This window comes from Streptomyces sp. NPDC041205, assembly GCF_055591765.1.
Window position 1 is genome coordinate 152,192 of the sequence record NZ_JBVIZH010000011.1, and the last position, 23,414, is coordinate 175,605.

At 72.6% G+C, this 23,414-nt stretch carries 20 protein-coding genes; 16 read left to right on the forward strand and 4 right to left on the reverse strand.

Annotated elements, in window-relative coordinates:
• The first annotated feature begins 3 nt into the window (after positions 1–3).
• Entirely contained in the window at positions 4–2,559 is a 2,556-nt protein-coding gene (locus tag ACZ6BG_RS34200) for a ThuA domain-containing protein (RefSeq protein ID WP_469008812.1), read from the forward strand.
• Complete coding sequence (locus ACZ6BG_RS34205; RefSeq protein ID WP_469008815.1) at positions 2,556–4,763, forward strand: OmpL47-type beta-barrel domain-containing protein; 2,208 nt, start codon at positions 2,556–2,558, stop codon at positions 4,761–4,763. The genes ACZ6BG_RS34200 and ACZ6BG_RS34205 overlap by 4 nt, the downstream gene beginning before the upstream one ends.
• Before the next feature lie 42 nt (positions 4,764–4,805).
• Here ACZ6BG_RS34205 and ligD read toward each other — a convergent pair whose 3' ends face one another.
• The gene (ligD, locus tag ACZ6BG_RS34210; RefSeq protein WP_469008818.1) at positions 4,806–5,822 is read right to left on the reverse strand and encodes a non-homologous end-joining DNA ligase; all 1,017 of its coding nucleotides are present in this window, start codon (positions 5,820–5,822) and stop codon (positions 4,806–4,808) included.
• A gap of 74 nt (positions 5,823–5,896) precedes the next feature.
• On the opposite strand from ligD, the gene ACZ6BG_RS34215 reads away from it, so the two are divergent.
• The 3 genes from ACZ6BG_RS34215 (at position 5,897) to ACZ6BG_RS34225 (ending at position 10,041) form a co-directional block, all read left to right on the forward strand.
• The gene (locus ACZ6BG_RS34215) at positions 5,897–6,970 is read left to right on the forward strand and encodes an ATP-dependent DNA ligase (RefSeq protein ID WP_469008820.1); all 1,074 of its coding nucleotides are present in this window, start codon (positions 5,897–5,899) and stop codon (positions 6,968–6,970) included.
• A 290-nt stretch (positions 6,971–7,260) separates the two neighbouring features.
• Positions 7,261–9,054: a hydroxysqualene dehydroxylase gene (locus ACZ6BG_RS34220; RefSeq protein ID WP_469008824.1), complete on the forward strand. Its 1,794-nt coding sequence runs from the start codon at positions 7,261–7,263 to the stop codon at positions 9,052–9,054.
• A 30-nt stretch (positions 9,055–9,084) separates the two neighbouring features.
• Positions 9,085–10,041: a DUF3048 domain-containing protein gene (locus tag ACZ6BG_RS34225; RefSeq protein ID WP_469008825.1), complete on the forward strand. Its 957-nt coding sequence runs from the start codon at positions 9,085–9,087 to the stop codon at positions 10,039–10,041.
• Here ACZ6BG_RS34225 and ACZ6BG_RS34230 read toward each other — a convergent pair.
• The gene (locus tag ACZ6BG_RS34230) at positions 10,028–10,492 is read right to left on the reverse strand and encodes a MarR family winged helix-turn-helix transcriptional regulator (RefSeq protein WP_469008828.1); all 465 of its coding nucleotides are present in this window, start codon (positions 10,490–10,492) and stop codon (positions 10,028–10,030) included. The genes ACZ6BG_RS34225 and ACZ6BG_RS34230 overlap by 14 nt on opposite strands.
• A gap of 226 nt (positions 10,493–10,718) precedes the next feature.
• Here ACZ6BG_RS34230 and ACZ6BG_RS34235 point away from each other — a divergent pair, with 226 nt between their 5' ends.
• The 7 genes from ACZ6BG_RS34235 (at position 10,719) to ACZ6BG_RS34265 (ending at position 17,544) form a co-directional block, all read left to right on the forward strand.
• On the forward strand, positions 10,719–11,474 hold the full coding sequence (locus ACZ6BG_RS34235) for a CoA transferase subunit A (RefSeq protein WP_469008831.1): 756 nt from the start codon (positions 10,719–10,721) through the stop codon (positions 11,472–11,474).
• Positions 11,474–12,169 (forward strand): CoA transferase subunit B, encoded by a 696-nt coding sequence (locus ACZ6BG_RS34240; RefSeq protein WP_469008834.1) that lies wholly within the window; start codon positions 11,474–11,476, stop codon positions 12,167–12,169. The genes ACZ6BG_RS34235 and ACZ6BG_RS34240 overlap by 1 nt, the downstream gene beginning before the upstream one ends.
• Complete coding sequence (gene pcaH / locus ACZ6BG_RS34245; protein WP_469008838.1) at positions 12,166–12,951, forward strand: protocatechuate 3,4-dioxygenase subunit beta; 786 nt, start codon at positions 12,166–12,168, stop codon at positions 12,949–12,951. Before ACZ6BG_RS34240 ends, pcaH begins: the two co-directional genes overlap by 4 nt.
• Positions 12,948–13,508 (forward strand): protocatechuate 3,4-dioxygenase subunit alpha, encoded by a 561-nt coding sequence (gene pcaG, locus ACZ6BG_RS34250; protein WP_469008842.1) that lies wholly within the window; start codon positions 12,948–12,950, stop codon positions 13,506–13,508. Before pcaH ends, pcaG begins: the two co-directional genes overlap by 4 nt.
• Before the next feature lie 404 nt (positions 13,509–13,912).
• A complete protein-coding gene (gene pcaB / locus ACZ6BG_RS34255) occupies positions 13,913–15,217 on the forward strand; it encodes a 3-carboxy-cis,cis-muconate cycloisomerase (protein WP_469008844.1) in 1,305 nt (434 codons plus the stop codon).
• A 341-nt stretch (positions 15,218–15,558) separates the two neighbouring features.
• Positions 15,559–15,924, forward strand: coding sequence for a hypothetical protein (locus tag ACZ6BG_RS34260; protein WP_469008846.1), 366 nt, complete (start codon positions 15,559–15,561; stop codon positions 15,922–15,924).
• Positions 15,925–16,041: 117 nt separating this feature from the next.
• Entirely contained in the window at positions 16,042–17,544 is a 1,503-nt protein-coding gene (locus ACZ6BG_RS34265) for a SulP family inorganic anion transporter (protein ID WP_469008848.1), read from the forward strand.
• Positions 17,545–17,650: 106 nt separating this feature from the next.
• Here ACZ6BG_RS34265 and ACZ6BG_RS34270 read toward each other — a convergent pair whose 3' ends face one another.
• Positions 17,651–18,553, reverse strand: a complete 903-nt coding sequence (locus ACZ6BG_RS34270) for an SDR family oxidoreductase (RefSeq protein WP_469009003.1) — start codon at positions 18,551–18,553, stop codon at positions 17,651–17,653.
• Between the two features lie 85 nt (positions 18,554–18,638).
• Positions 18,639–19,406 (reverse strand): SDR family oxidoreductase, encoded by a 768-nt coding sequence (locus ACZ6BG_RS34275; protein WP_469008850.1) that lies wholly within the window; start codon positions 19,404–19,406, stop codon positions 18,639–18,641.
• A 72-nt stretch (positions 19,407–19,478) separates the two neighbouring features.
• On the opposite strand from ACZ6BG_RS34275, the gene ACZ6BG_RS34280 reads away from it, so the two are divergent.
• From ACZ6BG_RS34280 to ACZ6BG_RS34295, 4 genes are all read left to right on the forward strand, one after another.
• Positions 19,479–20,291, forward strand: a complete 813-nt coding sequence (locus ACZ6BG_RS34280) for an enoyl-CoA hydratase family protein (protein WP_469008852.1) — start codon at positions 19,479–19,481, stop codon at positions 20,289–20,291.
• On the forward strand, positions 20,288–21,154 hold the full coding sequence (locus tag ACZ6BG_RS34285; protein WP_469008856.1) for a CoA transferase subunit A: 867 nt from the start codon (positions 20,288–20,290) through the stop codon (positions 21,152–21,154). Before ACZ6BG_RS34280 ends, ACZ6BG_RS34285 begins: the two co-directional genes overlap by 4 nt.
• Positions 21,151–21,927, forward strand: coding sequence for a CoA-transferase subunit beta (locus ACZ6BG_RS34290; RefSeq protein ID WP_469008859.1), 777 nt, complete (start codon positions 21,151–21,153; stop codon positions 21,925–21,927). Before ACZ6BG_RS34285 ends, ACZ6BG_RS34290 begins: the two co-directional genes overlap by 4 nt.
• 68 nt (positions 21,928–21,995) lie before the next feature.
• Positions 21,996–23,009, forward strand: a complete 1,014-nt coding sequence (locus ACZ6BG_RS34295) for an NAD(P)H-dependent flavin oxidoreductase (protein ID WP_469009006.1) — start codon at positions 21,996–21,998, stop codon at positions 23,007–23,009.
• Positions 23,010–23,414: the final 405 nt, after the last annotated feature.

The window sequence follows — 23,414 nt, forward strand, 5'->3', positions numbered from 1 at the left end:
CTCATGCGGCTGAAACCGCATCAAACGCCCCCAACCGTACGAGGGTTGGGCAGAACCAGACACAGATCCACGCGCCGCGCCTGGGCGGCGGCCCTGGCCGCCGGGGCCGTCGCCGCCGGCCTCCTCACAGGCCCCGCGGCGACCGCGCGGCCCCTTCCGGAACCGCCCCCCGACGCGGAGGCGATGAAGACAACGATGTCACGCGCGCTGCCCGCTCCCCCGGGCGGCGCGAACGTGCGTGTGCTCGCCTTCTACGGCTCGGCCGCCGGTGGCGACGAGTCGCCGGTCGTCGACGCGGCCATCGCCGCCATCGAGAAGATCGGCCGATCGGGCCCCGCCGAGCAGCAGTTCACGGTGACGGCCACCGACGACCCGGCCGTGTTCACCAACGCCAGGAAGCTCGGCAAGTTCAACGCGGTGACGTTCGTGACCGGCGGCGGCGACGTCCTCGACGCCGAGCAGGAGGCGGGCCTGGAGGCCTACATGGAGGCCGGCGGCGGCTTCCTCGGCCTGCACGACGCGGCCCGCGCGGAGCCGTACTCCTCGTGGTTCACCGGCCTGGTCGGAGCCCGCCCGAAGGACGCGAGCCCCACCGCCGTGCAGCGCGCCACCGTCGAGGTCGGCGACCGCGAGAACCCCGCCACCAAGGACCTGCCGCTGGAGTGGAAGCGCCCCGACAAGTGGCTCAACTGGGAGACAGGTCCGTCGGGGCCGTCGGGCAACGTGCACACCGTGGCCCGCGTGCGTGAGACCACGTACAAACCGGGCGAGGGCGCGAACGGCGCTGACCACCCGGTGTCCTGGTGCCGTGACTACGACGGCGGCCGGTCCTTCTACACCGGCATGGGCGGCACGGCCGACGCCTACGACGAGGCGGACTTCCGCAGCCATCTGCGCGGCGCCCTGCTGTGGACGACCCGCATCGCCCGCGCCGACTGCAAGGCGACCATCAACGCGAACTACAAGGCCGAGCGGCTCACCCAGCCCAACAAGCCGGGCCAGAACGACCAGATCGGCGAGCCGCACGGCCTGGTCACGGCCCCCGACGGCCGGGTGTTCTACATCGGCCGCGGCGGCGCGGACTCCTCGCAGCCGGTGATCACCGACTGGAACAACCCCGACATCGGCAAGGGCAAGGGCGAGATCCACGTCTACGACCCTAAGACCAAGAAGTCGACCCTGGCCGGGGCGCTCAGCGTCTTCGGCAACAAGGGCGGCGGCGGCGAGCTGATCAAGGTCGAGGAGGGCCTGCTCGGCATCGAGCTGGACCCGGGGTTCGCGCAGAACGGCTGGGTGTACCTGCACTACACGCCGCACTCGCAGCTCAACCGCGACACGCACATGGCGGAGCGGTACGTCTCCCGCTTCACCCTCGACCAGGCCACCGACAAGCTGGACCTCGGCAGCGAGAAGGTGCTGCTGAAGTGGCCCGTGCAGGTGCACAGTTGCTGCCACTCGGGCGGCGGGATGTCCTGGGACTCCAAGGGCAACCTGTACATCGCGACGGGTGACAACAACTCCTCCGGCTTCAGCGACGGCTACTCGGGCAACAACCCGCAGCCCAACTTCAAGGGCGTCTCCTTCGCCGACGCCCGCCGCACCGCGGGCAACACCAACAACCTCAACGGCAAGATCCTGCGCATCCACCCCGAGCCCGACGGCACGTACACGCTGCCCGAGGGCAACCTCTTCACCGGCAAGGAGCCGGACGAGGGCGGCGGCAAGACGCGCGGCGAGATCTATGTGATGGGCGTGCGCAACCCGGCGCGCATCTTCGTCGACAAGAAGACCGACACGCTGTACGCGGGCTGGGTCGGCCCCGACGCCGGTCAGCCGTCGACGACCTGGGGCCCGGCGAAGTACGACACGTTCGCGGCCATCACGCACGCCTCCAACCGCGGCTGGCCGTACTGCATGGGCAACAACCAGCCCTACCGCGACCGCAACCTTCCGGACCCGAGCAAGCCGCTCGGCTGGTATGACTGCAAGAACCTGCGCAACGAGTCGCCCAACAACGACGGCCTGGTGAAGATCCCGCCGGCCGAGCCCAACACCATCTGGTACTCGCCGCAGGGCGGCGGCATCGACTACCCGCGCGACGCAAGCGGCGTACCGAGCTACAAGCCCGAGGAGCAGAAGCAGCTCCTGCCGTGGCTCAAGGGCGGCGGCCAGGCCACGATGAACGGCCCGGTCTACCGCTATGACGCCCAGAGCACGAGCGCGGACAAGTGGCCGTCGTACTGGGACGGCAAGTGGTTCGTCGGGGACTTCTACGACGGCGACCAGCCGCGGCACGCCGTGCTCACCGACCCGAAGACGGTCGGCAAGGGCGGTCTGCCGGTGCACGCCGAATCGCTGAAGAAGATCATTCCGGTGGGCAACGACAACATCAAGAACCTGATGGACTGGAAGTTCGCGCCGGACGGCTCGCTGTACGTCCTGGACTACGGGCGCGGCTTCTTCACCTCAGACGCCAAGTCGGCGCTGTGGCGGGTCACTTACAAGGGCGGCGCGGCCACTCCGGCAGCGGCGGACCTGGCGAGGAAGGCGGGACGATGAGATCCGCTCACCGCGGCAGGGTCTTCACGGCCCTGCTCGCCGCGCTCCTCATGGCGGTCGGCCTGACATCGGCGGCCAGCGCGCGCCCCGACGACACCGGGCTCGCCGCACAGGAGCAGACACTCACCTGGACAGCCGACAACGACATCTCCAAGTACAAGTCCGCGCCGACCACGGCGGTCGCGGGCAAGACGACGATCGTCTTCGAGAACAGCGTGGCCACCGGCAACACCACCGGCATGCCGCACACGCTGACGTTCGACGTCTCCGACCCGGAGTACAACAATGACGTCCCGCTGAACATCCTCGCCAACCCGGGCGACGACAAGGGCGGCAAGCACACGGCCGAGGTCACCCTCAAGCCGGGCCGCTACCGCTACTACTGCACCATCCCCGGCCACGGCGCGATGCAGGGCATCCTGATCGTGACCGAGGGCGGCGGCGAGGACACCACGGCGCCGGAGACGAAGGCGAAGGTGGACGGGGCGACCAACTCCGACGGCGCGTACGTCGGTTCGGCGACGGTCAGGGTGACGGCGACCGACGAGAACGGCGGCTCGGGCGTCGAGAAGGTCGAGTACGCGGTCGGGGCCGACGGCGCCTGGCAGCCGTACACCGCGCCCGTGATCGTGAACACGGTCGGCACGCACAAGATCCGCTATCGGGCGTCCGACAAGGCGGGCAACGTGGCGCCGGAGAAGGCGGTCGACTTCAAGGTCGTCGCGCCGCCGACCGACGACAAGACACCGCCGGAGACCTCGGCGACGGTCAGCGGCGAGCAGAACGGCCAGGGTCAGTACCTCGGCATGGCGACGGTGACGGTGTCGGCGTCCGACGCGGGCTCGGGCCTGAACAAGGTCGAGTACGCGATCGGCGACGGCGCCTGGCAGCCGTACGCGACACCGGTGATGGTCCATGCGGTGGGCAGTCACAAGGTCCGCTACCGCGCCTCCGACAAGGCGGGCAACGTGGCGCCGGAGAAGTCGGTGGAGTTCACGGTGGTCGCGCCGCCGACCGAGGACAAGACGCCGCCGGAGACGTCGGCGAAGGTCGAGGGCGACAAGAACTCGGACGGCGCCTACATCGGCAGGGCCAAGGTGACGGTCACCGCGACCGACTCCGGCTCGGGCGTGGACAAGGTCGAGTACTCCCTGGACGGCGGCCCGTACGTGGCGTACTCCGCACCTGTGGTCGTCGACCGCGTCGGGCGGCACACCGTGGCGTACCGGGCGGGCGACAAGGCGGGCAACACCGCGCCCGCGAAGTCGGTGGCGTTCACGGTCGACGAGGGCGGCGGGGTTCCCGGGCCCAACTGCCCTGAGTACGACGAACGGTTGACGGTGTTCGTCGGCACGGTCGACACGGGCATCCCGAACCGGGTGACCAACAACCGCTGCCGGATCGGTGAGTTGATCGAGGACGAGAAGGACTGGTCGTCGCACGCGCTGTTCCTCAAGCACGTCAAGACCGTCACGGACCGCCTCAAGAAGACCGCCGAGATCGACCAGCGCGAGTACAACAAGATCAACAAGGCGGCGAAGCAGTCGGGCATCGGCAAGCCCGGCCAGACCGAGGGCTACCGTCACCTCTTCGACGGCACGCAGAAGTCCTTCGCCAAGTGGAGCCACGTGGGCGGCGGTTCGTTCGGCCTGAACGCCGACGGGTCGATGACCTCGGGCACCACGAAGAACGGCCTCGGCATGCTGTGGTTCCCCGAGCGCAAGTACGGGGACTTCTCGCTCAAGCTCCAGTGGCGCGACGACGCCCCGGCCGTCGGGAACGCCAACTCCGGTGTGTTCGTGCGCTTCCCGCAGGTCCACGACCACCCGGAGGAGTCGCGTCCGGAGTGGGTCGCCATCAAGTACGGGCACGAGGTGCAGGTGCTCGACCGTCCTGACGGCGACATGTACAAGACCGGTTCGGTGTACGGCTTCGACCGCGTCGGCCTCGCGGGCGCGGGCGTGACACCCAAGGGCACCTGGAACGACTACGAGATCCGCGTGGTCGACCAGCACTACTCGATCTACCGCAACGGTGTCCTGCTGAACGAGTTCGACAACACCGGCGGCCAGCTCTTCGAGCCGCCGCGCGGCGACGACCCCGGCACGGACGGCCGCCGCTTCGCGTCCGGGTACATCGGGCTCCAGGTCCACGGCGTCACGGACGTGGTGTCGTACCGGGACATCCGGATCAAGGAGTTGTAGCCGACAGGAAATGCGGCCAACCGGCCCTGAACGGGAGCGGGTTCAGTCGTCGTGCTTCGCACGGCTCGGCTGGACCCGCTTCGGCTCTCCCGGCATCTTCGGGTACTCGGGCGGATAGGGCATGTCACCGAGCCCGTGGTCGCGCTCGTCGCGGTCGGCCTGTTCGAGCAGTCCCTCCAGCGAGAACGCGTGCTCGTCCATGTCCTTGTGTACGTCGCCGACCTCGGCGAAGCGTCCGGGCATGGTGCCGATGTCGAAGTCGGTGGGCACGGCGTCGTCGATCTCGTCCCAGCGCAGCGGCGCGGAGACGGGGGCGTGCGGGCGGGCGCGCACCGAGTAGGCGGAGGCGATGGTGCGGTCGCGTGCGGTCTGGTTGAAGTCGACGAAGATGCGCTCGCCGCGCTCTTCCTTCCACCACGCGGTGGTCACCGCGTCCGGACGGCGCCGCTCCAGCTCCCGGCCGCAGGCGATGGCGGCGCGGCGCACCTCGACGAAGGTCCAACGGGACGCGATGGGAACGAAGACGTGGATACCGCGCCCGCCGGAGGTCTTGGGCCAGCCGCGCAGGCCGAAGTCGTCCAGGACCTCCCTGAGTCCGTGGGCGGCGCGGACGGCGTCGGCGTAGTCGGTGCCGGGCTGGGGGTCGAGGTCGATGCGCAGTTCGTCGGGGTGGTCGGGTTCGGCGCGGCGGACCGGCCAGGGGTGGAAGGTGAACGTGCCGAACTGGGCGGCCCAGACGACGGCGGCGACCTCGGTGGGGCAGATCTCGTCGGCGGTGCGGCCGCTGGGGAAGGTGATGGTGCCGGTGGGGATCCAGTCGGGCAGGTTCTTGGGGGCGCGCTTCTGGTAGAAGTGCTCGCCGCCGAGGCCCTCCGGGTAGCGCTCCAGGGTGGTCGGCCGGTCGCGCAGCGCCCGCACGATGCCGTCACCGACGGCGATGAAGTACTCCGCGAGGTCCCGCTTGGTGAAGCCGCGCTCGGGGAACAGCACGCGGTCGGGGCTGGAGAGCCGTACCTGCCGCTCTCCAGCCGTCAGCTCCACCGCCGCTCCGGCGCCCATGCGAGCCACGGTAGCCGCGCCCAGCAAATGCCGCACACCGGGCGATATCGGCCGTCGCGCCGCAGAATCGGACCATGGATCTCCCGGTGATGCCGCCCGTGAAGCCCATGCTCGCCAAGTCCGTGGCGCGGATTCCGCCCGGCATGCAGTACGAGGCGAAGTGGGACGGGTTCCGTGCGGTCGTCTTCCGGGACGGCCCTCAGATCGAGATCGGCAGCCGGGGCACGAAGTCCCTGACCCGGTACTTTCCCGAGTTGGTCGAGGCGCTGCGGGAGCGGTTGCCCGAGCGGTGCGTGGTCGACGGCGAGATCGTCATCGCGCGCGGGGGACGGCTCGAATTCGACGCCCTCACCGAGCGCATCCACCCGGCGGAGTCCCGGGTACGGCTGCTCGCCGAGCGCACACCGGCGTCCTTCGTCGCCTTCGACCTGCTCGCCCTCTTCGACGAGTCCCTCCTCGACGTCGCCCTCAGCGACCGGCGCGCGCTCCTGGCCAGGGCCCTCGACGGCGTGGGCGCGCCCGTGCACCTGGCTCCCGCCACCCTCGACCGGGAAGTCGCCGAGCGGTGGTTCGAGGAGTTCGAGGGCGCCGGGCTCGACGGGGTGATCGCCAAGCCGCTCGACCTGCGGTACCGGCAGAACGAACGCCTCATGTACAAGATCAAGCACGAGCGGACCGCGGACTGCGTCGTCGCGGGCTTCCGCTTCCACAAGAGCGGGCCCGTGGTGGGGTCGCTGCTGCTCGGTCTGTACGACGACGGGGGGACGTTGCAGCACGTCGGGGTGTGCGCGGCCTTCGCCATGAAGAGGCGGGCCGAGCTGATGGCGGAGCTCGAGCCGCTGCGGATGGAGTCCGTGGCGGGGCATCCGTGGGCGGCGTGGACCGAGGAGGCCGCCCATGAGGGGGCGCGGCTGCCGGGGGCGGTGAGCCGGTGGACCGGGAAGAAGGATCTGTCGTGGGTGCCGTTGCGTCCTGAGCGGGTGTGTGAGGTGGCCTACGACCACATGGAGAACGGGGCGCGGTTCCGCCACACCGCGCAGTTTCGGGCGTGGCGCCCTGACCGGACTCCTGACTCCTGCACGTACGCCCAGCTGGAGGAGCCCGCCGGGTACGACCTCACCGAGGTCCTCGGCTCACCCCCGGCCTAGGCTGCCCCCGCTGCGGCCCTTCCCCGCCGCTCCGCGGCGGTTTCCCCCACCCGCCCACCCGTTCCCCTCGGACCAGTCGCGCCCCCCATCGGCCCACCCGCACCCGCCACCACACGCCCCCCGACCCGGCGCCCGCGCCCGCCCCCACACACACCCACACACCCACACACCCACACAGACGAATTCGCGCCAACGTCACCCCCCACGAACCCCAACCGCTTCCGGCGCCCCGCCAGCAACCGTAAGCTCCGCCCCCGACACCGAGTTACCACCGGTAAGGGGGACGACACGTGGGGCACGCACGCACGTCAGGAAGCACCCGCAGGACCTTCGTCGCGCGTACGGCGGCCATCGGCGGCGCGGCCGCGCTGGGGGTCGGGGCCCTTTCGGCCCCGGCACGCGCAGCCGACCCCGCACCCCGCGCCGGGCAGGCGGTCGCCGTGCTCGGCGGTGGCGTCGCCGGGCTCACCGCCGCCCACGAGCTGGTGGAACGCGGCTTCGCGGTCACCGTCTACGAGCGCCGGGCGCTGGGCGGCAAGGCGCGCAGCATGGACGTACCGAACAGCGCGAAGGGGAATCGCAAGCCGCTCCCCGGGGAGCACGGCTTCCGGTTCATTCCGGGGATCTATCACAACCTGCCGGACACCATGCGGCGCATCCCGTTCCCGGGGAACGAGAACGGCGTCTGGGACAACCTCATCAGCCCGCCCGAGATGAGCTTCGCCCGCTCCGGCGGCCGCGAGGACATCCGGCTCCCGATCCCCCAGCACACGGGCGACCCGGCCAGACTCACCAAGGACGACATCGCCCGGGCCCTCACGGCCCTGCTCGACACGGCCACGAGCATCCCCGGTCACGAGGTCGCGTACTTCGTGAACCGCGCCCTGGTCTTCCTGACGAGCTGCGACGAGCGCCGCGACGACGACTGGGAGGCGACGCCGTGGTGGGAGTTCGTGCGCGCCGAGCAGATGTCGAAGGACTACCAGCGGGTCCTTGCGATCGGCGTGACGCGCAACATCGTGGCGACGAAGGCCGAGGAGGCCAGCACCCGCACGGTCGGCACGCTCGGTGAGGCCTTCGTGTTCAACGCGCTCGGGCGGGGCGGGGACGGCCCGCCGGACCGCATCCTGAACGCGCCGACCAACGAGGCGTGGATCGATCCGTGGGTGACGCATCTGAAGGCGCTCGGCGTGGAGTTCCGCATCGGCTGGACGGTGCGCGAACTGGCGTACGGCGGCGGCCGGATCACGAAGACGGTGGTCGAGAACCCCGACGGCAAGCGCGAGGACGTCGTCGCCGACCACTACGTACAAGCCATGCCGGTCGAGCACGCCCGCAGGACCTGGAGCCGTGAACTCAAGTCGGCGGAACCGCAGTTGGCGCGCTGCGACAAGCTCAAGACGGACTGGATGACGGGCATTCAGTTCTATCTGACGGAGCGGCCCGATGTCGTCGAGGGGCATTTCAACTGCATCGACTCGCCGTGGTCGCTCACCGGCATCGCTCAGGCCGCGCACTGGAAGGGCCGTGACTTCCCCGCGGACTACGGCGACGGCACGGCGGTGGACTGCCTGTCGGTGGACATCTCCGAGTGGGACAAGCCGGGAATCCTGTACGGCAAGACGGCCAAGCAGTGCACGCGCGACGAGGTGGCACGCGAGGTGTGGGCGCAGCTGAAGGCATCCCTGAACGACACCGGCAAGACGGCCCTGAGCGACAGCAAGCTGCACTCGTGGTTCCTTGACCCGGGCGTCGACGGCATCGGCGGCCCGAACCCGACCAACGAGGACGAGCTCCTGATCCACCCCGTCGGCACCCTGCACAACCGCCCGTCGGCCGCGACGAAGATCCCGAACCTGTTCCTCGCGGGCGACTACGTGGCCGTCGACATCGACCTGGCCACCATGGAGGGCGCCAACGCGGCGGCCCGCCAGGCCGTCAACGCACTGCTCGACCGGGTGGGCTCGGACCACGAGCGGTGCGAGGTCACGCCGATGTACCGCGCCCCGGAGATCGAGGGCCTGCGGCGCCACGACCGCCTCCGGTACCGGCTCGGCCTGCCCAATCTCCTCGATCTGGGCTGAGAAGCCCCCGGTTCGGGGTACATCCCGGGCATGACACGGCAAGCACAGGGACGTGTGCGGGAGCGGGTACGGGTGTGGCGCGCGGCGACGGCGGTGGCGGTCGTCGCCGCGCTCGCCGCGGGCTGCACGCTGGAGACGGACCGGGACGGCGACGGGAAGCGGTCCGGGGACGGCGGCCGCGTGCTCGCCGTGAAGATCGACAACGTGGGTCCCGCGCGCCCGCAGACGGGCCTGGACGCGGCGGACGTCGTGTACGTCGAGCAGGTGGAGGCGGGCCTGAGCCGGCTGATGGCGGTGTACGCGAGCAAGCTGCCGCCCGTCGTCGGCCCGGTGCGCAGCGCCCGCGAGACGGACCTGGACCTGCTGCGCCAGTTCGACCGTCCGGCGCTCGCCTTCTCCGGCGCGCAGTCCAAGCTGCTTCCGCTGATCGACCGGGCGCCGCTGCGCCCGCTGCCGCCGGGCAAGGCCCCCGGGCGGGCGTACTACCGCGGCGGCGGCAAGCCCGCCCCGCACAACCTGTATCTGCGGCCCGCCGCCCTCGGCGTCCGGCCCGAGGCGAGCGGCCTGGACAGCACCGGCTTCACGTTCGGCCCGCGCCCGGCGGGCGGCACGCAGCAGACGCGGCACACGGTCCGCTTCCCGTCGGCGCGCTTCGCCTTCACCTGGGTCGAGTACGAGGGGCGCTGGCACATCGCGATGGACGGCACCCCGGCCCGCACCTCCGCGGGCAAGGCCCTGTCCGCCGCGACGGTGGTGGTCCAGCGCGTCGACATCCGTGACTCCCGCTTCCACGACCGCTCGGGCAACATCTCGCCGCTGACCCGCTCCGTCGGCAGCGGAACGGCCCGGGTGCTGCGCGACGGCCGCTCCTACGAAGCGCGCTGGGAGCGCCGGACGGCGGACGACGGGACGGAGTTCACCACGCCCGGGGGCAAGCCGCTGCCCTTCGCGAAGGGGCCGGTGTGGGTGGTGTTCACGAAGGCGTGACGGTTTCGGCCAGCGGGTCGCGCAGGCGCTCGGCCGCGTCGGCGACCCGCTGGATCAGGCCGAGGAACAGCGTCCGTTCCTCGTCGGCCAGCGGCGCGAGCATGACTTCGTTCATCCGGGCCGCGCGCACCGTCAGGCGGCGGTGGACGCGCTTGCCCTCGGCCGTGGGGCGCAGCAGGGCGCGGCGGCCGTCCTGCGGGTCGCGGACCTTGTCGAGCAGGTCCCTGCGGGTCAGCCTGCCGACGACGTCGGCGACGGTGGAGCGGTCCAGGCGCACCCGCTCGCCCACGCCACGCTGGTCGAGTCCCGGTTCGGCGATCAGGGCGTTCAGGACCGCGAACTGCGGTGAGGTGATCTCCTCGGAGACCATCGCGGTCCACAGCAGGTGGTGTGCCTGCTGCAGGCGCCGGGCCAGGTGGCCCGGGTGGGTGCTCAGGTCCACCGCGGCCATGGCTGCTCCTCACGCGCCGGAATGATTTCGTCGGAATGTTTTCGTCGGTGCACTGAACGATATCGCCAAGTCGACTGGTGCGAAGGCGTCTTGACGACTTCAGGCAGCGATGGCAGCGTGAGTCCGAGGTCCACAGCGATAGTCAGTGCACTGAGCGATATGCAGTGTGCTGAGCGATGGTCAGTGTGCTGATGACATCTCGGCGAGAGAGACGAGGCCCGCCCGTATGGACAAGGTGGTCGCTTCGGCCGCGGACGCGGTGGCCGACATCGCGGACGGCGCGTCGCTCGCCGTCGGCGGGTTCGGACTCAGCGGCGTGCCGACCGTACTGATCGAGGCGCTGCACGCCCGTGGTGTCACGGGTCTGCACGTCGTCTCGAACAACTGCGGCGCCCTGGACACGGGCCTCGCCGTGCTCCTCGCGGCGGGCCGCATCGCGCGTGTGACGGGCTCGTACATCGGCGCCAACAAGGAGTTCGCGCGCCAGTACCTGGCCGGCGAGCTGGACGTCGAGCTGATCCCGCAGGGCACGCTCGCCGAGCGGCTGCGGGCCGGGGGCTGCGGCATCCCCGCGTTCTACACCCCGGCCGGGGTCGGCACGCCGGTCGCCGAGGGCGGGCTGCCGGTGCGGTACGACGGCCGGGGCGGGGTCGCGGTGGCGTCGCCGCCCAAGGAGGTCCGGGAGTTCGACGGCGTGCCGTACGTCCTGGAGCACGCCATCCGCACCGACTTCGCGCTGGTACGGGCGGCGCGGGGCGACCGGCACGGGAACCTGGTGTTCGCCAAGTCCAGCCAGAACTTCAACCCCCTTGCCGCGATGGCGGGGCGGGTGACGGTCGCCGAGGTGGAGGAGCTGGTGGAGCCCGGCGCGCTCGACCCGGAAGCGGTGCACCTGCCCGGCGTCTTCGTCCGGCGAGTGGTGGAGCTGAGCCCGGCCGAGGCCGCAGCCAAGCACGTCGAGAACCGGACGGTGAGCTCCTGATGCCCTGGAACCGTGACCAGATGGCGGCCCGCGCGGCACGCGAGCTGCGCGACGGCCAGTACGTGAACCTCGGCATCGGCCTGCCCACGCTCATCCCCAACCAGTTGCCGCCCGGCGTGCGCGTGGTCCTGCACTCCGAGAACGGGATCCTCGGCGTCGGCCCCTATCCGGCGCCCGACGCGGTGGACCCCGACCTGATCAACGCGGGCAAGGAGACGGTGACCGTCCTTCCGGGGGCCGCGTACTTCGACTCCGCGCTGTCCTTCGGGATGATCCGCGGCGGCCACATCGACGTGGCGGTGCTCGGCGCGATGCAGGTGTCCGCGCGCGGGGACCTCGCCAACTGGGCCGTGCCCGGCAAGCTCGTCACCGGCATCGGCGGGGCGATGGACCTCGTACACGGCGCCCGCACGGTCATCGTGACGATGGCGCACACCGCCAAGGACGGCTCCCCGAAGGTCGTCGAGGAGTGCGATCTGCCGCTGACCGGCCGGGCCTGCGTGCACCGGATCATCACCGACCTCGCGGTCATCGACGTCACCGACGACGGGCTCGCACTCACCGAGTGCGCGCCGGGTGTCGACGTCGCGGAGGTCGTCGCGCGGACGGCGGCGCGGCTGACCGTACGCGTCCCGGAGCCGCCGCACCCCCACGCACCCTTTCCCCACCCCTCAGGGAGGAGCAGCCGGACATGATCCCCTCACCGCTGCCGGACGGCCTGACCCAGCAGGAGATGGACGTGGAACTGGCCAAGGCCGAACAGGCGGCGCGGGCGCAGGACGGGTCGGCGGCCCCGTATCGGCCGCCGATCGCCTACCCCCCGTACCGCAGCACCCAGCACCGCGCCCCCCGCGCCCCCTTCGTCCCGCTCCACGACCCGGAGGCCGTTGAGCTGACCGGGCCCGTGTTCGGCGACACCGACGTCACCGCGCTCGACCACGATCTGACGCGGCAGCACACGGGCGAGCCGATCGGCGAGCGGATCACCGTCACCGGGCGCGTCCTCGACCGCCGGGGGCGGCCGGTCCGCGGCCAGTTGGTGGAGCTGTGGCAGGCCAACGCGGCGGGCCGGTACGCCCACCGTCTCGACCGGCATCTGGCGCCGCTCGACCCGAACTTCACGGGCTTCGGCCGCTGTCTGACGGACGCCGACGGCACGTACTCCTTCACCACCGTCCGGCCCGGCGCCTACCCGTGGCGCAATCACATCAACGCCTGGCGCCCCGCGCACCTGCACTTCTCGTTCTTCGGCACGGCGTTCGCCCAGCGCCTTGTGACGCAGATGTACTTCCCCGGGGACCCGCTCCTCGCGCACGACCCGGTGCTGCACTCGGTCACCGACGAGGCGGCGCGGGCCCGGCTCGTGGCCGCGTACGACCACGGTCTCTCGGTGCCCGAGTGGTCGCTGGGCTACCGCTGGGACGTCGTCCTCGACGGCCCGTCCGCCACGCTCATGGAGGAGGACCAGGACCGGTGACGCCCCTTCACGCCCCCACGCCCTCCCAGACCATCGGCCCCTTCTACGGCAACGCGCTGCCCTTCACGGACGGCGCCGAGATCGCGCCCCGCGCCCATCCGGACGCCGTCACGCTCCACGGGTACGTGTACGACGGCGCCGCCGAGCCCGTCCCCGACGCCCTCGTGGAGATCTGGCAGCCCGCGCCGGACGGATCGCGCGCGGGTGCGCCCGGGTCGCTGCGGCGCGACCCGGCGACGGGGCGCGCGGCAGGCCGCGACGGGGTCACGTTCACGGGCTTCGGTCGCGTCCCCACGGACGCGGACGGTCACTGGGCGATCCGCACGCTCCCGCCCGGCGGCGTGCCCTACCTCTGCGTCGCCCTCTTCGCCCGGGGCCTCCTCCACCACCTGTACACACGCGCCTACCTGCGGGACGAACCGGCCGACCCCCTGCTCTCCTCCCTGGACGCGGGGCGCCGCGCCACACTCCTCACCCTGCCCGAGCCGCCGTGCGCCTACCGCTTCGACGTTCGGCTTCAGGGGGAGGGCGAGACGGTGTTTCTGGGGTTCTTGTGAGCAGGGGTGTGGGAGCGGGGGGCGAGGCTGGGGTGGAGGCGGAGCCGGGGGTGGGGTCGGGGCTTGAGCAGGGTGCGGGGCCGGGGGCGGGTTCGGAGACGGCGGGCTCAGGGCCGGGAACGGCAGGCTCAGGACCGGGGACGGCGGGCTCAGGACCGGGGACGGCGGGCTCAGGACCGAGCCAAGGGCCGGGCGCGCCATCCGTCCCCGATGCCTTCGCGCCCGCTCCCGAACCCAGGCCCGGCCCGGCTCCGAGTCCCGGCCCGGCTCCCGGTCTCGGCCCTCTTCCCGGTCTCGGCCCGGCTCCCAGCCCCAGCCCCGGTCTCGACGTCGGGCTGCTCGCCCCGGGGCGGGCCGGGTCCCCCGCCGAGTGGGCGACCGGTGACCAGGCCTTCCTCCAGGCCATGTTGGACGCGGAGGCGGCGCTGACGCGGGCGCAGGCGGCGGTGGGGACGGCACCGGACGAGGCGGCGGCCGCGGTCACCGCTGCCGCCGACGCCGCCCGTTTCGACGCACGCGCCCTCGCGGTGCGGGCCCGGGCGGGCGGCAATCCGGTGATCCCGCTGGTGGCGGACCTGACGGCGGCGGTGCCCGCGGAAGCGGCGCCGTACGTGCACCGGGGCGCAACCAGTCAGGACATCCTGGACACGGCGGCGATGCTGGTGGCGGCGCGGACGCTGGACCCGCTTCTGGCCGATCTCGCCTCCCTGGAAGGGGAGTTGGCCCGCCTCGCCCGGACCCATCGGGACACGGTGATGCCGGGCCGCACGCTCACCCAGCACGCGGCGCCGACGACGTTCGGCCTGAAGGCCGCCGGGTGGCGGGCGCTGGTCCTGGACGCGCGGGACCGTGTGGTGCGGGTGCGCGGAAGGCTGCCGGTGCAGTTGGGCGGGGCGGTGGGCACGCTGGCGGTGGCGCAGGCGTACGGGGCCGGCGGCCCCCACGACCCCACAGAGCTGACGTTCCGTCTGCTCAACGCCTACGCAACGGAGTTGAACCTCGTCGAGCCCGACCTCCCCTGGCACACCCTCCGTACCCCCGTGGCGGACCTCGCCGCGGCCCTCGCCCTCACCGCCGGGGCGCTCGGCAAGCTCGCCGCGGACGTCCTCACGCTCGCCCGCACGGAGATCGGCGAGCTCTCGGAAGGCGAGGGGGGCGGCTCGTCCGCGATGCCGCACAAGGCGAACCCGGTCCGCGCCACGCTGATCGCCGCCGCGGCCCAGCGCGCGCCCGCCCTCGCGGCCACGCTGTACGCCTCGCTGCCCACCGCCGACGAACGCCCGCCCGGCGCCTGGCACGCCGAGTGGGAGCCCCTGCGGGACCTCCTGCGCCTCGTCGGCGGCGCGGCCCGCGACGCGGTGGACCTGTGCGCCCACCTCCAGGTCCACCCGGCCGCGATGCGCGCCCACCTGGACCTCACGGCGGGCCTCCTCACCTCCGAACGCCTCGTCGTCGAACTCACCCCGTCCCTGGGCCGTACCCGCGCCACGGAACTGGTGTCCGCGGCGGCGACGAGGGCCAGGGCGGGCGGCGCCACCCTGGCGGAGGCGGTGGCAGCCGAACTGACCGCGCTCCCACCCCGCCCGCACGAGCCCGACGCCCCCGCACCCCCCGTACCCGACCTCCCCCGACTCACCGAACTCACCGACCCCACCCACTGGACCGGCTGCGCGGAAGCCCTCACCGACCGCGCGCTGAAGCGACGTTGAACGACGCGCAGCCTCAGCCGGACCCGGCGTCGCGGAACCGCCGAAGCAGCTCGCGGGCGGGAGCGCTCTCGGCATAGAAGGGCTGGATCCCCTCCTGCCCGTCCGGCGACCTCGATCAGTTCGGCCTTCTCGCGGGTGATCGGAAGCAGCATGGGCCCAGGGTCACCGATCACGTCCCCACGGTCCAGGCCCGTGCGCGCCCCGCGCTCGTCGGCACCGGCCGTGACCAGGGGTGCCGCGCACGTGAGAAGCAGCACACGTCACCGTCAAGTCATCCCCGTGACACATCCGTGCCTTAGGTTTCGAGATGATCGTGGAACTTCACGCACGGAGGTGAGCACGTGCCCCGACTCGGCGGACGCCCCTGGGTGTTCACCGCGCTGGCCGCCGTGCTGTTGGTCGTCCTCCAGTGCTTCGGACCCGGCTCGGGCGGTGGTACGGCCGGAGGGCTCGCCGTCGAGGCCAGGGAGTCCGTTGTCTCGTCCGCCTGTGACGGGCCCGCTGGAGCCGGGGCCGCGGGCGAGCACATGCGGGTCCGGGCCCGGCCGCACGCGTGCCCTGTCACCGACGGGCATGTGGCCGTCGCCGTCCAGGTGAGGACGGACGCGCCCGCCGCGCGGCCGTCGCTGCCGCGCCTCGCCGCGTACGACGAGAGCAGACCCGCGGGCCGTGAACTGCCGCCCCTGTTGCAGGTCTTCCGCTGCTGATCGGTGCCACCGCACCGGCACTCGCGACCCCCACACACGTCGCCGTGCCGGTCCGTACCGATCCCATGTCACACCGAGCACCTACACGCCCCCGTGGCGCTCAGGAGTCATTCCCCCATGCAGCCTCTCCTCGACCGTTCCCTTCTCCGTGCCCGTTCGCTGTTAAAGGTCTCCGGAGACCGACGGCACGATCTCACCGCCTCCGTAGTGGTCTTCCTCGTCGCACTCCCCCTGTGCGTGGGCGTGGCCGTCGCGTCCGGCGTACCCGCCGAACTCGGCCTGATCACCGGCATCGTCGGGGGTCTCGTCACCGGCCTGCTGCCCGGCAGCAGCCTCCAGGTCAGCGGCCCCGCCGCCGGCATGACCGTCCTCGTGTACGAGGCCGTGCGGGAGTTCGGACTCCCCGCGCTCGGCGCGCTCGTGCTCGCCGCGGGCCTGCTCCAACTGGCCATGGGCGCACTGCGGCTCGGCCGGTTCTTCCGCGCGATATCCGTCGCCGTCGTCGAGGGCATGCTCGCCGGAATCGGGCTCGTCCTGATCGCCGGGCAGCTGTACGCGATGGCGGACCAGGAGGCCCCCGCGAGCGGCCTCGCGAAGATCGGGGGGCTGCCGGAGCTGCTCGCCGACACCTTCGGCTCCGGTCGCGCGCTGGCCGCGCTCGCGCTCGGCTCCGGCACCGTCGCGGTGCTCCTTCTGTGGCGCAGGCTGCCGGGCGTGTTCAGCACGGTCCCCGCGCCGCTCGCGGCCGTCGCCCTGGCGACCGGCGCCTCCCTGCTGTTCTCGATGCCGGTCGCGACCGTCGAGGTGCAGGGCCTGATCGAGGCCGTCCAGCCGCCCGGCACCGGCGCCTTCGGTGAACTCCTCGGCCTCGGCGCGATCGGCACGGTCCTCGCGTTCGCGCTGATCGCGTCCGCGGAGAGCCTGTTCAGCGCGGCCGCCGTGGACCGGCTGCACGACGGCCCGCGCACCGACTACGACAAGGAGCTGGTGGCGCAGGGCGCGGGCAACACGGTGTGCGGGCTGCTCGGCGCGCTCCCGATGACCGCGGTGATCGTCCGCAGCGCCGCCAACGTGCAGGCCGGTGCCCGTACGAAGGCGTCGCGCGTCCTGCACGGCGTGTGGCTGCTGCTGTTCGCGGCGCTGCTGCCCGCCGCGCTCGGCCTCATCCCGGTCGCCGCGCTCGCGGGCGTCCTGGTGCACGCGGGCTGCAAGCTGGTGCCGGTGCGGCAGTTGGCCGGGCTGTGGCGCGAGCACCGGGGTGAGGCGGTCGTGCTGGTGGTGACGGCCGTCGCGATCGTGTCGGTGAGCATGTTCGAGGGCGTGCTCATCGGCCTCGCGATCGCGATCGTCAAGACGGCGTGGGAGACCTCCCATGTGCACATCGACGTCGTCGACAAGGGCGCGGGCCCCATCCGCGCCCACCTGTCGGGCAACGCCACGTTCCTGCGGCTGCCGAAGATCCTCGACGCCCTGGAGGCACTCCCCCAGGACCGCCCGATCGAGCTCGACCTGACGGAACTGCGCCACCTCGACCACGCCTGCCGCACCTCCCTGGAGAACTGGGCGGCGCGGCACAGCGCGGAGGGCACGGAACCCGTGCGGGTGGCTTCGGGGGTGTGAGCCCGGGGTGGCGTCCCGGGGGGGGCAGCGTCCCGGGGCCGGGGGCGGCGTCCACGTCCGGTCCCGGCGCCCGTGCCGGGTCCGGTCGCCGGGCGCGCCCTCGGGGTCACCGCGCCCCGTACACCGGCTGCGGCGTCTCGGCCCTGGAGAGCAGCTTCAGGGCCGCTTCGCCCGCCTCCGCGGCGCTCCAGCGGGCGCCCTTGTCGGCGCTGGGGCCGGGCCGCCAGCCCTCCATGACGGTGATGCGGCCCGCCTCGGCCTCGAAGACGCGGCCGGTGACCCCGGTGGAGGCGTCCGAGCCCAGCCAGACGACCAGCGGGGACACGTTCTCCGGGGCCATCGCGTCGAACCCGCCGCCCATGGGGGCGGCCATCGTGTCGGCGAACGTCCGCTCGGTCATCCGGGTCCGCGCGGCGGGCGCGATGGCGTTCACACGCACTCCGTAGGCGGCGAGTTCCGCGGCCGCGACCAGGGTGAGCCCCAGGATCCCGGCCTTGGCGGCGCTGTAGCAGCCTTGGCCGACGCTGCCCGACAGGCCTGCTCCGGAGGAGGTGTTGACGACACACGCGCGCGGTGCGCGCCCCGCCTTGGACTCGGTACGCCAGTGCGCGGCCGCGTGCTTCAGGGGCAGGAAGTGTCCCTTCAGGTGGACGCGGACGACGGCGTCCCAGTCGTCCTCGTCGAGGTTCACGAGCATCCGGTCGCGCAGGAACCCCGCGTTGTTCACGAGGGTGTCCAGGCGTCCGTACGTCTCCAGGGCGGCGGTGACGAGGGAGGCGGCGCCGTCCGGGGTGGCGATGTCCCCGTAGTGCGCGACCGCTTCGCCGCCCGCCGCGCGGATCTCCTCGACGACGTCGTGCGCGGGGTCCCCGGAGGAGCCGGAGCCGTCGAGGCCCGACCCCAGGTCGTTGACGACGACGCGGGCGCCCTCGGTGGCGTAAGCGCGCGCGTGCGCGCGTCCGAGGCCGCGGCCCCCACCGGTGACGATCACGACGCGCCCCGCACAGATCCCTGGTCCGGGCTCGGGCTCAGGCCCTGGCCCTGGCCCTGGCCCTGGCCCTGGCCCACTGTCAGCGCTCATGCCGAACTCCCTTTCAGCCGTGGTTCACGGAGGCCGCGTCGAGGAACGCGGGCCGCTCGCCGCCGCCGTGCAGGTGCAGCGCCGCCCCGCTCACGTACCGCGCGGCGTCGGAGGCGAGGAAGACACAGGCGTCCCCGACGTCGGCCGGGTCGGCGAGGCGACCGAGCGGAACCGTGCGGCCGACCGCCGCGACGCCCGCCTCGTCGCCGTAGTGCAGGTGGGAACTCTCGGTGCGGGTGAGACCGAGGACGACGGTGTTCACGCGCACGCGCGGCGCCCACTCGACGGCCATGGTGCGCGCCAGGTTCTCCAGGCCGGCCTTGGCGGCGCCGTAGGCACCGGAGCCCGGTGAGGGGCGGGTGCCGCTGACGCTGCCGATCATCACGATGGCCCCGCCCGTCTCCTGACGGCGCATCACCTCGTACGCGGCGAGAGAGGTATAGAGCGGCGACAGGAGGTTCAGCTCGACGATCTTCGTCTGGCGGGCCGCGGGCGTCTCGGCGAGCAGCCCGAACGGCGTGCCGCCCGCGTTGTTCACCAGGACGTCGATCCCACCGTGGTCGGCCGCCACCTCGGCGAAGAAGTCGGTGGCGGCCGCCGCGTCGCGCACGTCGAGGGGGCGGAACTCGGCGGCGATGCCCGCCACTTCGACGGGCGCGGCGGGCGGCCTGCGGGCGCAGATCACGACGCGCGCCCCGGCGGCCAGGAAGCGCCGGGCGATCCCGGCGCCGACGCCTCGGGTGCCGCCGGTGACCACGACCATCTGTCCCTTGTCAGTCATCGCTGCTACCTTTCGAAGGCAACTAACAAATGTTTGGTTGAGGACTCTGGTTGAAAGGTAGCGGATCCTCTGATGCCTGTCTCCACCTCGGTTCCGGACGGGGGCGTGGCGGTCGTCACCGTCGACTACGCACCGGTCAACGCCCTGCCCGTGCGGGGTTGGTACGACCTCGCGGACGCGGTGCGCGCCGCGGGCCGCGACCCCGGCGTGCGCTGCGTCGTGCTCGCGGCGGCGGGCCGGGGGTTCAACGCGGGCGTGGACATCAAGGAGATGCAGCGCGACCCCGGCCACGACGCCCTGCTCGGTGCCAACCACGGGTGCTCCGAGGCGTTCTCGGCGGTGTACGCCTGCGAGGTCCCGGTCGTCGCCGCCGTGCAGGGCTTCTGCCTGGGCGGCGGCATCGGCCTGGTGGGCAACGCGGACGCGATCGTGGCGAGCGACGACGCCACGTTCGGCCTTCCGGAGCTGGACCGCGGGGCACTCGGCGCCGCGACGCATCTGGCCCGCCTGGTGCCCCAGCACCTGATGCGCGCGCTGTACTACACCTCGCGCACGGCGACCGCCGCCGAACTGCACGCCCACGGCTCGGTGTGGCGGGTGGTCCCGCGCGCGGGGCTGCGCGCGGCGGCCCTGGAGCTGGCCCACGAGATCGCCCGCAAGGACGGCACGCTGCTGCGCCTGGCCAAGGCCGCGATCAACGGCATCGACCCGGTCGACGTGCACCGGAGCTACCGCTTCGAGCAGGGCTTCACGTTCGAGGCGAACCTCAGCGGCCTCGCCGACCGGATCCGCGCCGACTTCGGCGACAAGGGCCTCGGCAGCCGGGGCCGCGGCGGCGAAGGCATCAACGACGACGTCCGCAGCAAGGAGGGGGGACAGTCATGAGCGGCAAGGTGATGACGCCCGACGCGATCGTGGGGCGCCTGGAGAGCGGCATGACGCTCGGCATCGGCGGCTGGGGCTCGCGCCGCAAGCCGATGGCGCTGGTGCGGGCACTGCTGCGTTCAGACGTCACGGACCTGACGGTGGTGGCGTACGGCGGGCCGGACGTGGGTCTGCTCGCCGCGGCGGGCCGGATCCGCAAGCTGGTCACGGCGTTCGTGACGCTCGACTCGATCCCGCTGGAGCCGCACTTCCGCGCGGCCCGCGAGCGCGGCGCCCTCGAACTGGTGGAGCTGGACGAGGCGATGTTCATGCAGGGCCTGACGGCGGCCGCCCGGCGACTGCCGTTCCTGCCCGTCCGCGCGGGCCTCGGCTCGGACGTGCTGCGGGTCAATCCTTCGCTGCGAACGGTCACTTCGCCGTACGAGGACGGGGAGGAGCTGGTGGCGGTGCCCGCCCTGCGCCTGGACGCCGCCCTGGTCCACCTGAACCGCGCGGACACCCTCGGCAACGCCCAGTATCTGGGCCCCGATCCGTACTTCGACGACTTGTTCTGCGAGGCGGCCGACACGGCGTACGTGACGTGCGAGCGGATCGTCGACACGGCCGAGCTGACCCGCGATGCGGCGCCGCAGACCCTGCTGGTGTCCCGGCACGCGGTCACGGGTGTGGCCGAGACGCCCCGGGGCGCGCACTTCACGTCGTGCGCGCCGGACTACGACCGTGACGAGGCGTTCCAGAGGGAGTACGCCACCGCCGCGCGCACCCCGGAGACCTGGGGGGACTTCAGCGCCCGCTTCCTCGCGGGCACCGGCGAGGAGGACTATCACCTGGCCGTCGAGGCCTGGCACAAGGAGCAGCGATGACGGCGTCGACCGAGACCTCGACGGCCACCCGCGCCGAGTACTGCGTGGTCGCCTGCGCCGATGCCTGGCGCGGCGACGGCGAGGTCCTCGCCTCGCCCATGGGCACGGTCCCGTCGATCGCGGCGCGCCTGGCGAAGCTGACGTTCGCGCCCGATCTGCTCCTCACGGACGGCGAGGCCCTGCTGATCGGGGATGTTCCGGCCCTCGGGGCACGGTCCGCGGTGACGGAGGGCTGGCTGCCGTACCGCCGCCATCTGACGATGGTGATGGGCGGCCGCCGGCACGTGATGATGGGTGCGAGCCAGATCGACCGCTTCGGCAACCAGAACATCAGCTGCGTCGGCGACTGGCGCCGCCCGGACCGCCAGCTCCTCGGCGTCCGCGGCGCTCCCGTCAACACCCTCAACAATCCCGTGAGTTACTGGATCCCGCGGCACTCCCCGCGCGTGTTCGTCGAGCGCGTCGACATGGTCTGCGGGGTCGGGTACGACAGCGCCGCGGCGGCGGGCCCGTCGGCGACGCGCTTCCACGAGCTGCGCCGCGTGGTCTCGGACCTCGGCGTCTTCGACTTCGCGACACCGGACCGCTCGATGCGCGTGGTGAGCCTGCACCCCGGCGTGACAACCGACGAGGTCCACGACGCCACGGGCTTCCCGCTCCCCCTGCCGGACGGGCTCCCCCACACCCGTACGCCGTCCGCCGCCGAACTCCACCTGATCCGCGACGTGGTGGACCCGTCCGGCCTGCGCGAGCGGGAGGTGCGGGCCCGGTGACGGCACCCGGCCCGAGGACGGCCCTGACCCGGCTCACCGGGGTGCGGCATCCCCTCGTGCAGACCGGCATGGGGTGGGTGGCGGGACCTCGTCTGGTGTCGGCGGTGGCGAACGCGGGCGCGCTCGGCATCCTCGCCTCCGCGACGATGACGCCCGAGCGGCTGCGGGCGGCGGTCCGGGAGGTCAGGTCCCGCACGGACGAGCCGTTCGGCGTGAATCTGCGGGCCGACGCGGGGGACGCGCGGGAGCGGGTGCGGATCATCGTCGAGGAGGGGGTCCGGGTGGCGTCGTTCGCCCTGGCCCCGTCGAAGGACCTGATGGCCGAGCTGAAGGACGGCGGTGTCGTGGTGATCCCGTCCGTCGGGGCGCGGCGGCACGCGGAGAAGGTCGCGGCGTGGGGCGCGGACGCGGTCCTCGTGCAGGGCGGCGAGGGCGGCGGCCACACCGGTGAGGTCGCCACGACCGTGCTTCTGCCCCAGGTCGTGGACGCCGTGGACATCCCGGTGATCGCCGCGGGCGGGTTCCACGACGGCCGGGGCCTGGTCGCGGCGCTCGCCTACGGCGCGGCGGGCGTCGCCATGGGCACGCGGTTCCTCCTCACCGCGGAGTCGACGGTGCCGGACGCGGTGAAGGCCCGCTATCTCGCAGCGACGGTCAAGGACATCACGGTCACCACGCGCGTGGACGGCCTCCCCCACCGCATGCTCCGCACGGACCTCGTGGCCGCCCTGGAGCGCGCGGGCCCCCTGCGCTCCCTGACCCGTGCCGTGCGCCACGCGACGGCGTTCCGCCGTGTCTCCGGAGCGACGTGGCCCGGCCTGGTCCGCGACGGCCTGGCGATGAAGCGCGGCAAGGACCTGACCTGGAGCCAGGTGCTCCTCGCGGCCAACACCCCCATGATGCTCAAGTCCGCCATGGTGGACGGCGACCCGGAAGGCGGCCTGATGGCGTCGGGCCAGGTGGCGGGCCTGCTCCAGGACGTACCGACGTGCGCGGAACTGGTGGGGAGGGTGGTGCGGGAGGCGGAGGAGACGGTGCGGGGGTTGCGGCTCGGGTGGGCGGGTGCGGCGACGGCGGAGTGATCGGGCGACGGTAAGGGGTCGGCGGGGCGCTGGCCGCATCCGACCGCGAAGGACGCTGTGGAGGGGCCCTGCGGCCTGCGGAGTCGGTTGCGGGTCTGCCCCGATGTGGACTGCCGCGGGCTGCGGGTCGCCCCGGCGGGACGGCCGCGGGCTCGCCGGACGCGGGGGCCGCACCCGGCCTCGGCGTCAACCGCCCACGCACCCACGCACCCTCGCGGCTCCGGCTCCGGCTCCGGCTCCGGCTCCGGCTCCGGCTCCGGCTCCGGCTCCGGCTCCGGCTCCGGGGAGTTTGTCAGCCCGTCCGGCGTTTGAGGACGAGGCCGTTCAGGCCGATGGCGGGGGTCCGGGTGTGGGTGTTGCCCGCCCCATTAAACCAAACCCCCGCCCCCCCACCAACTAAGTAGG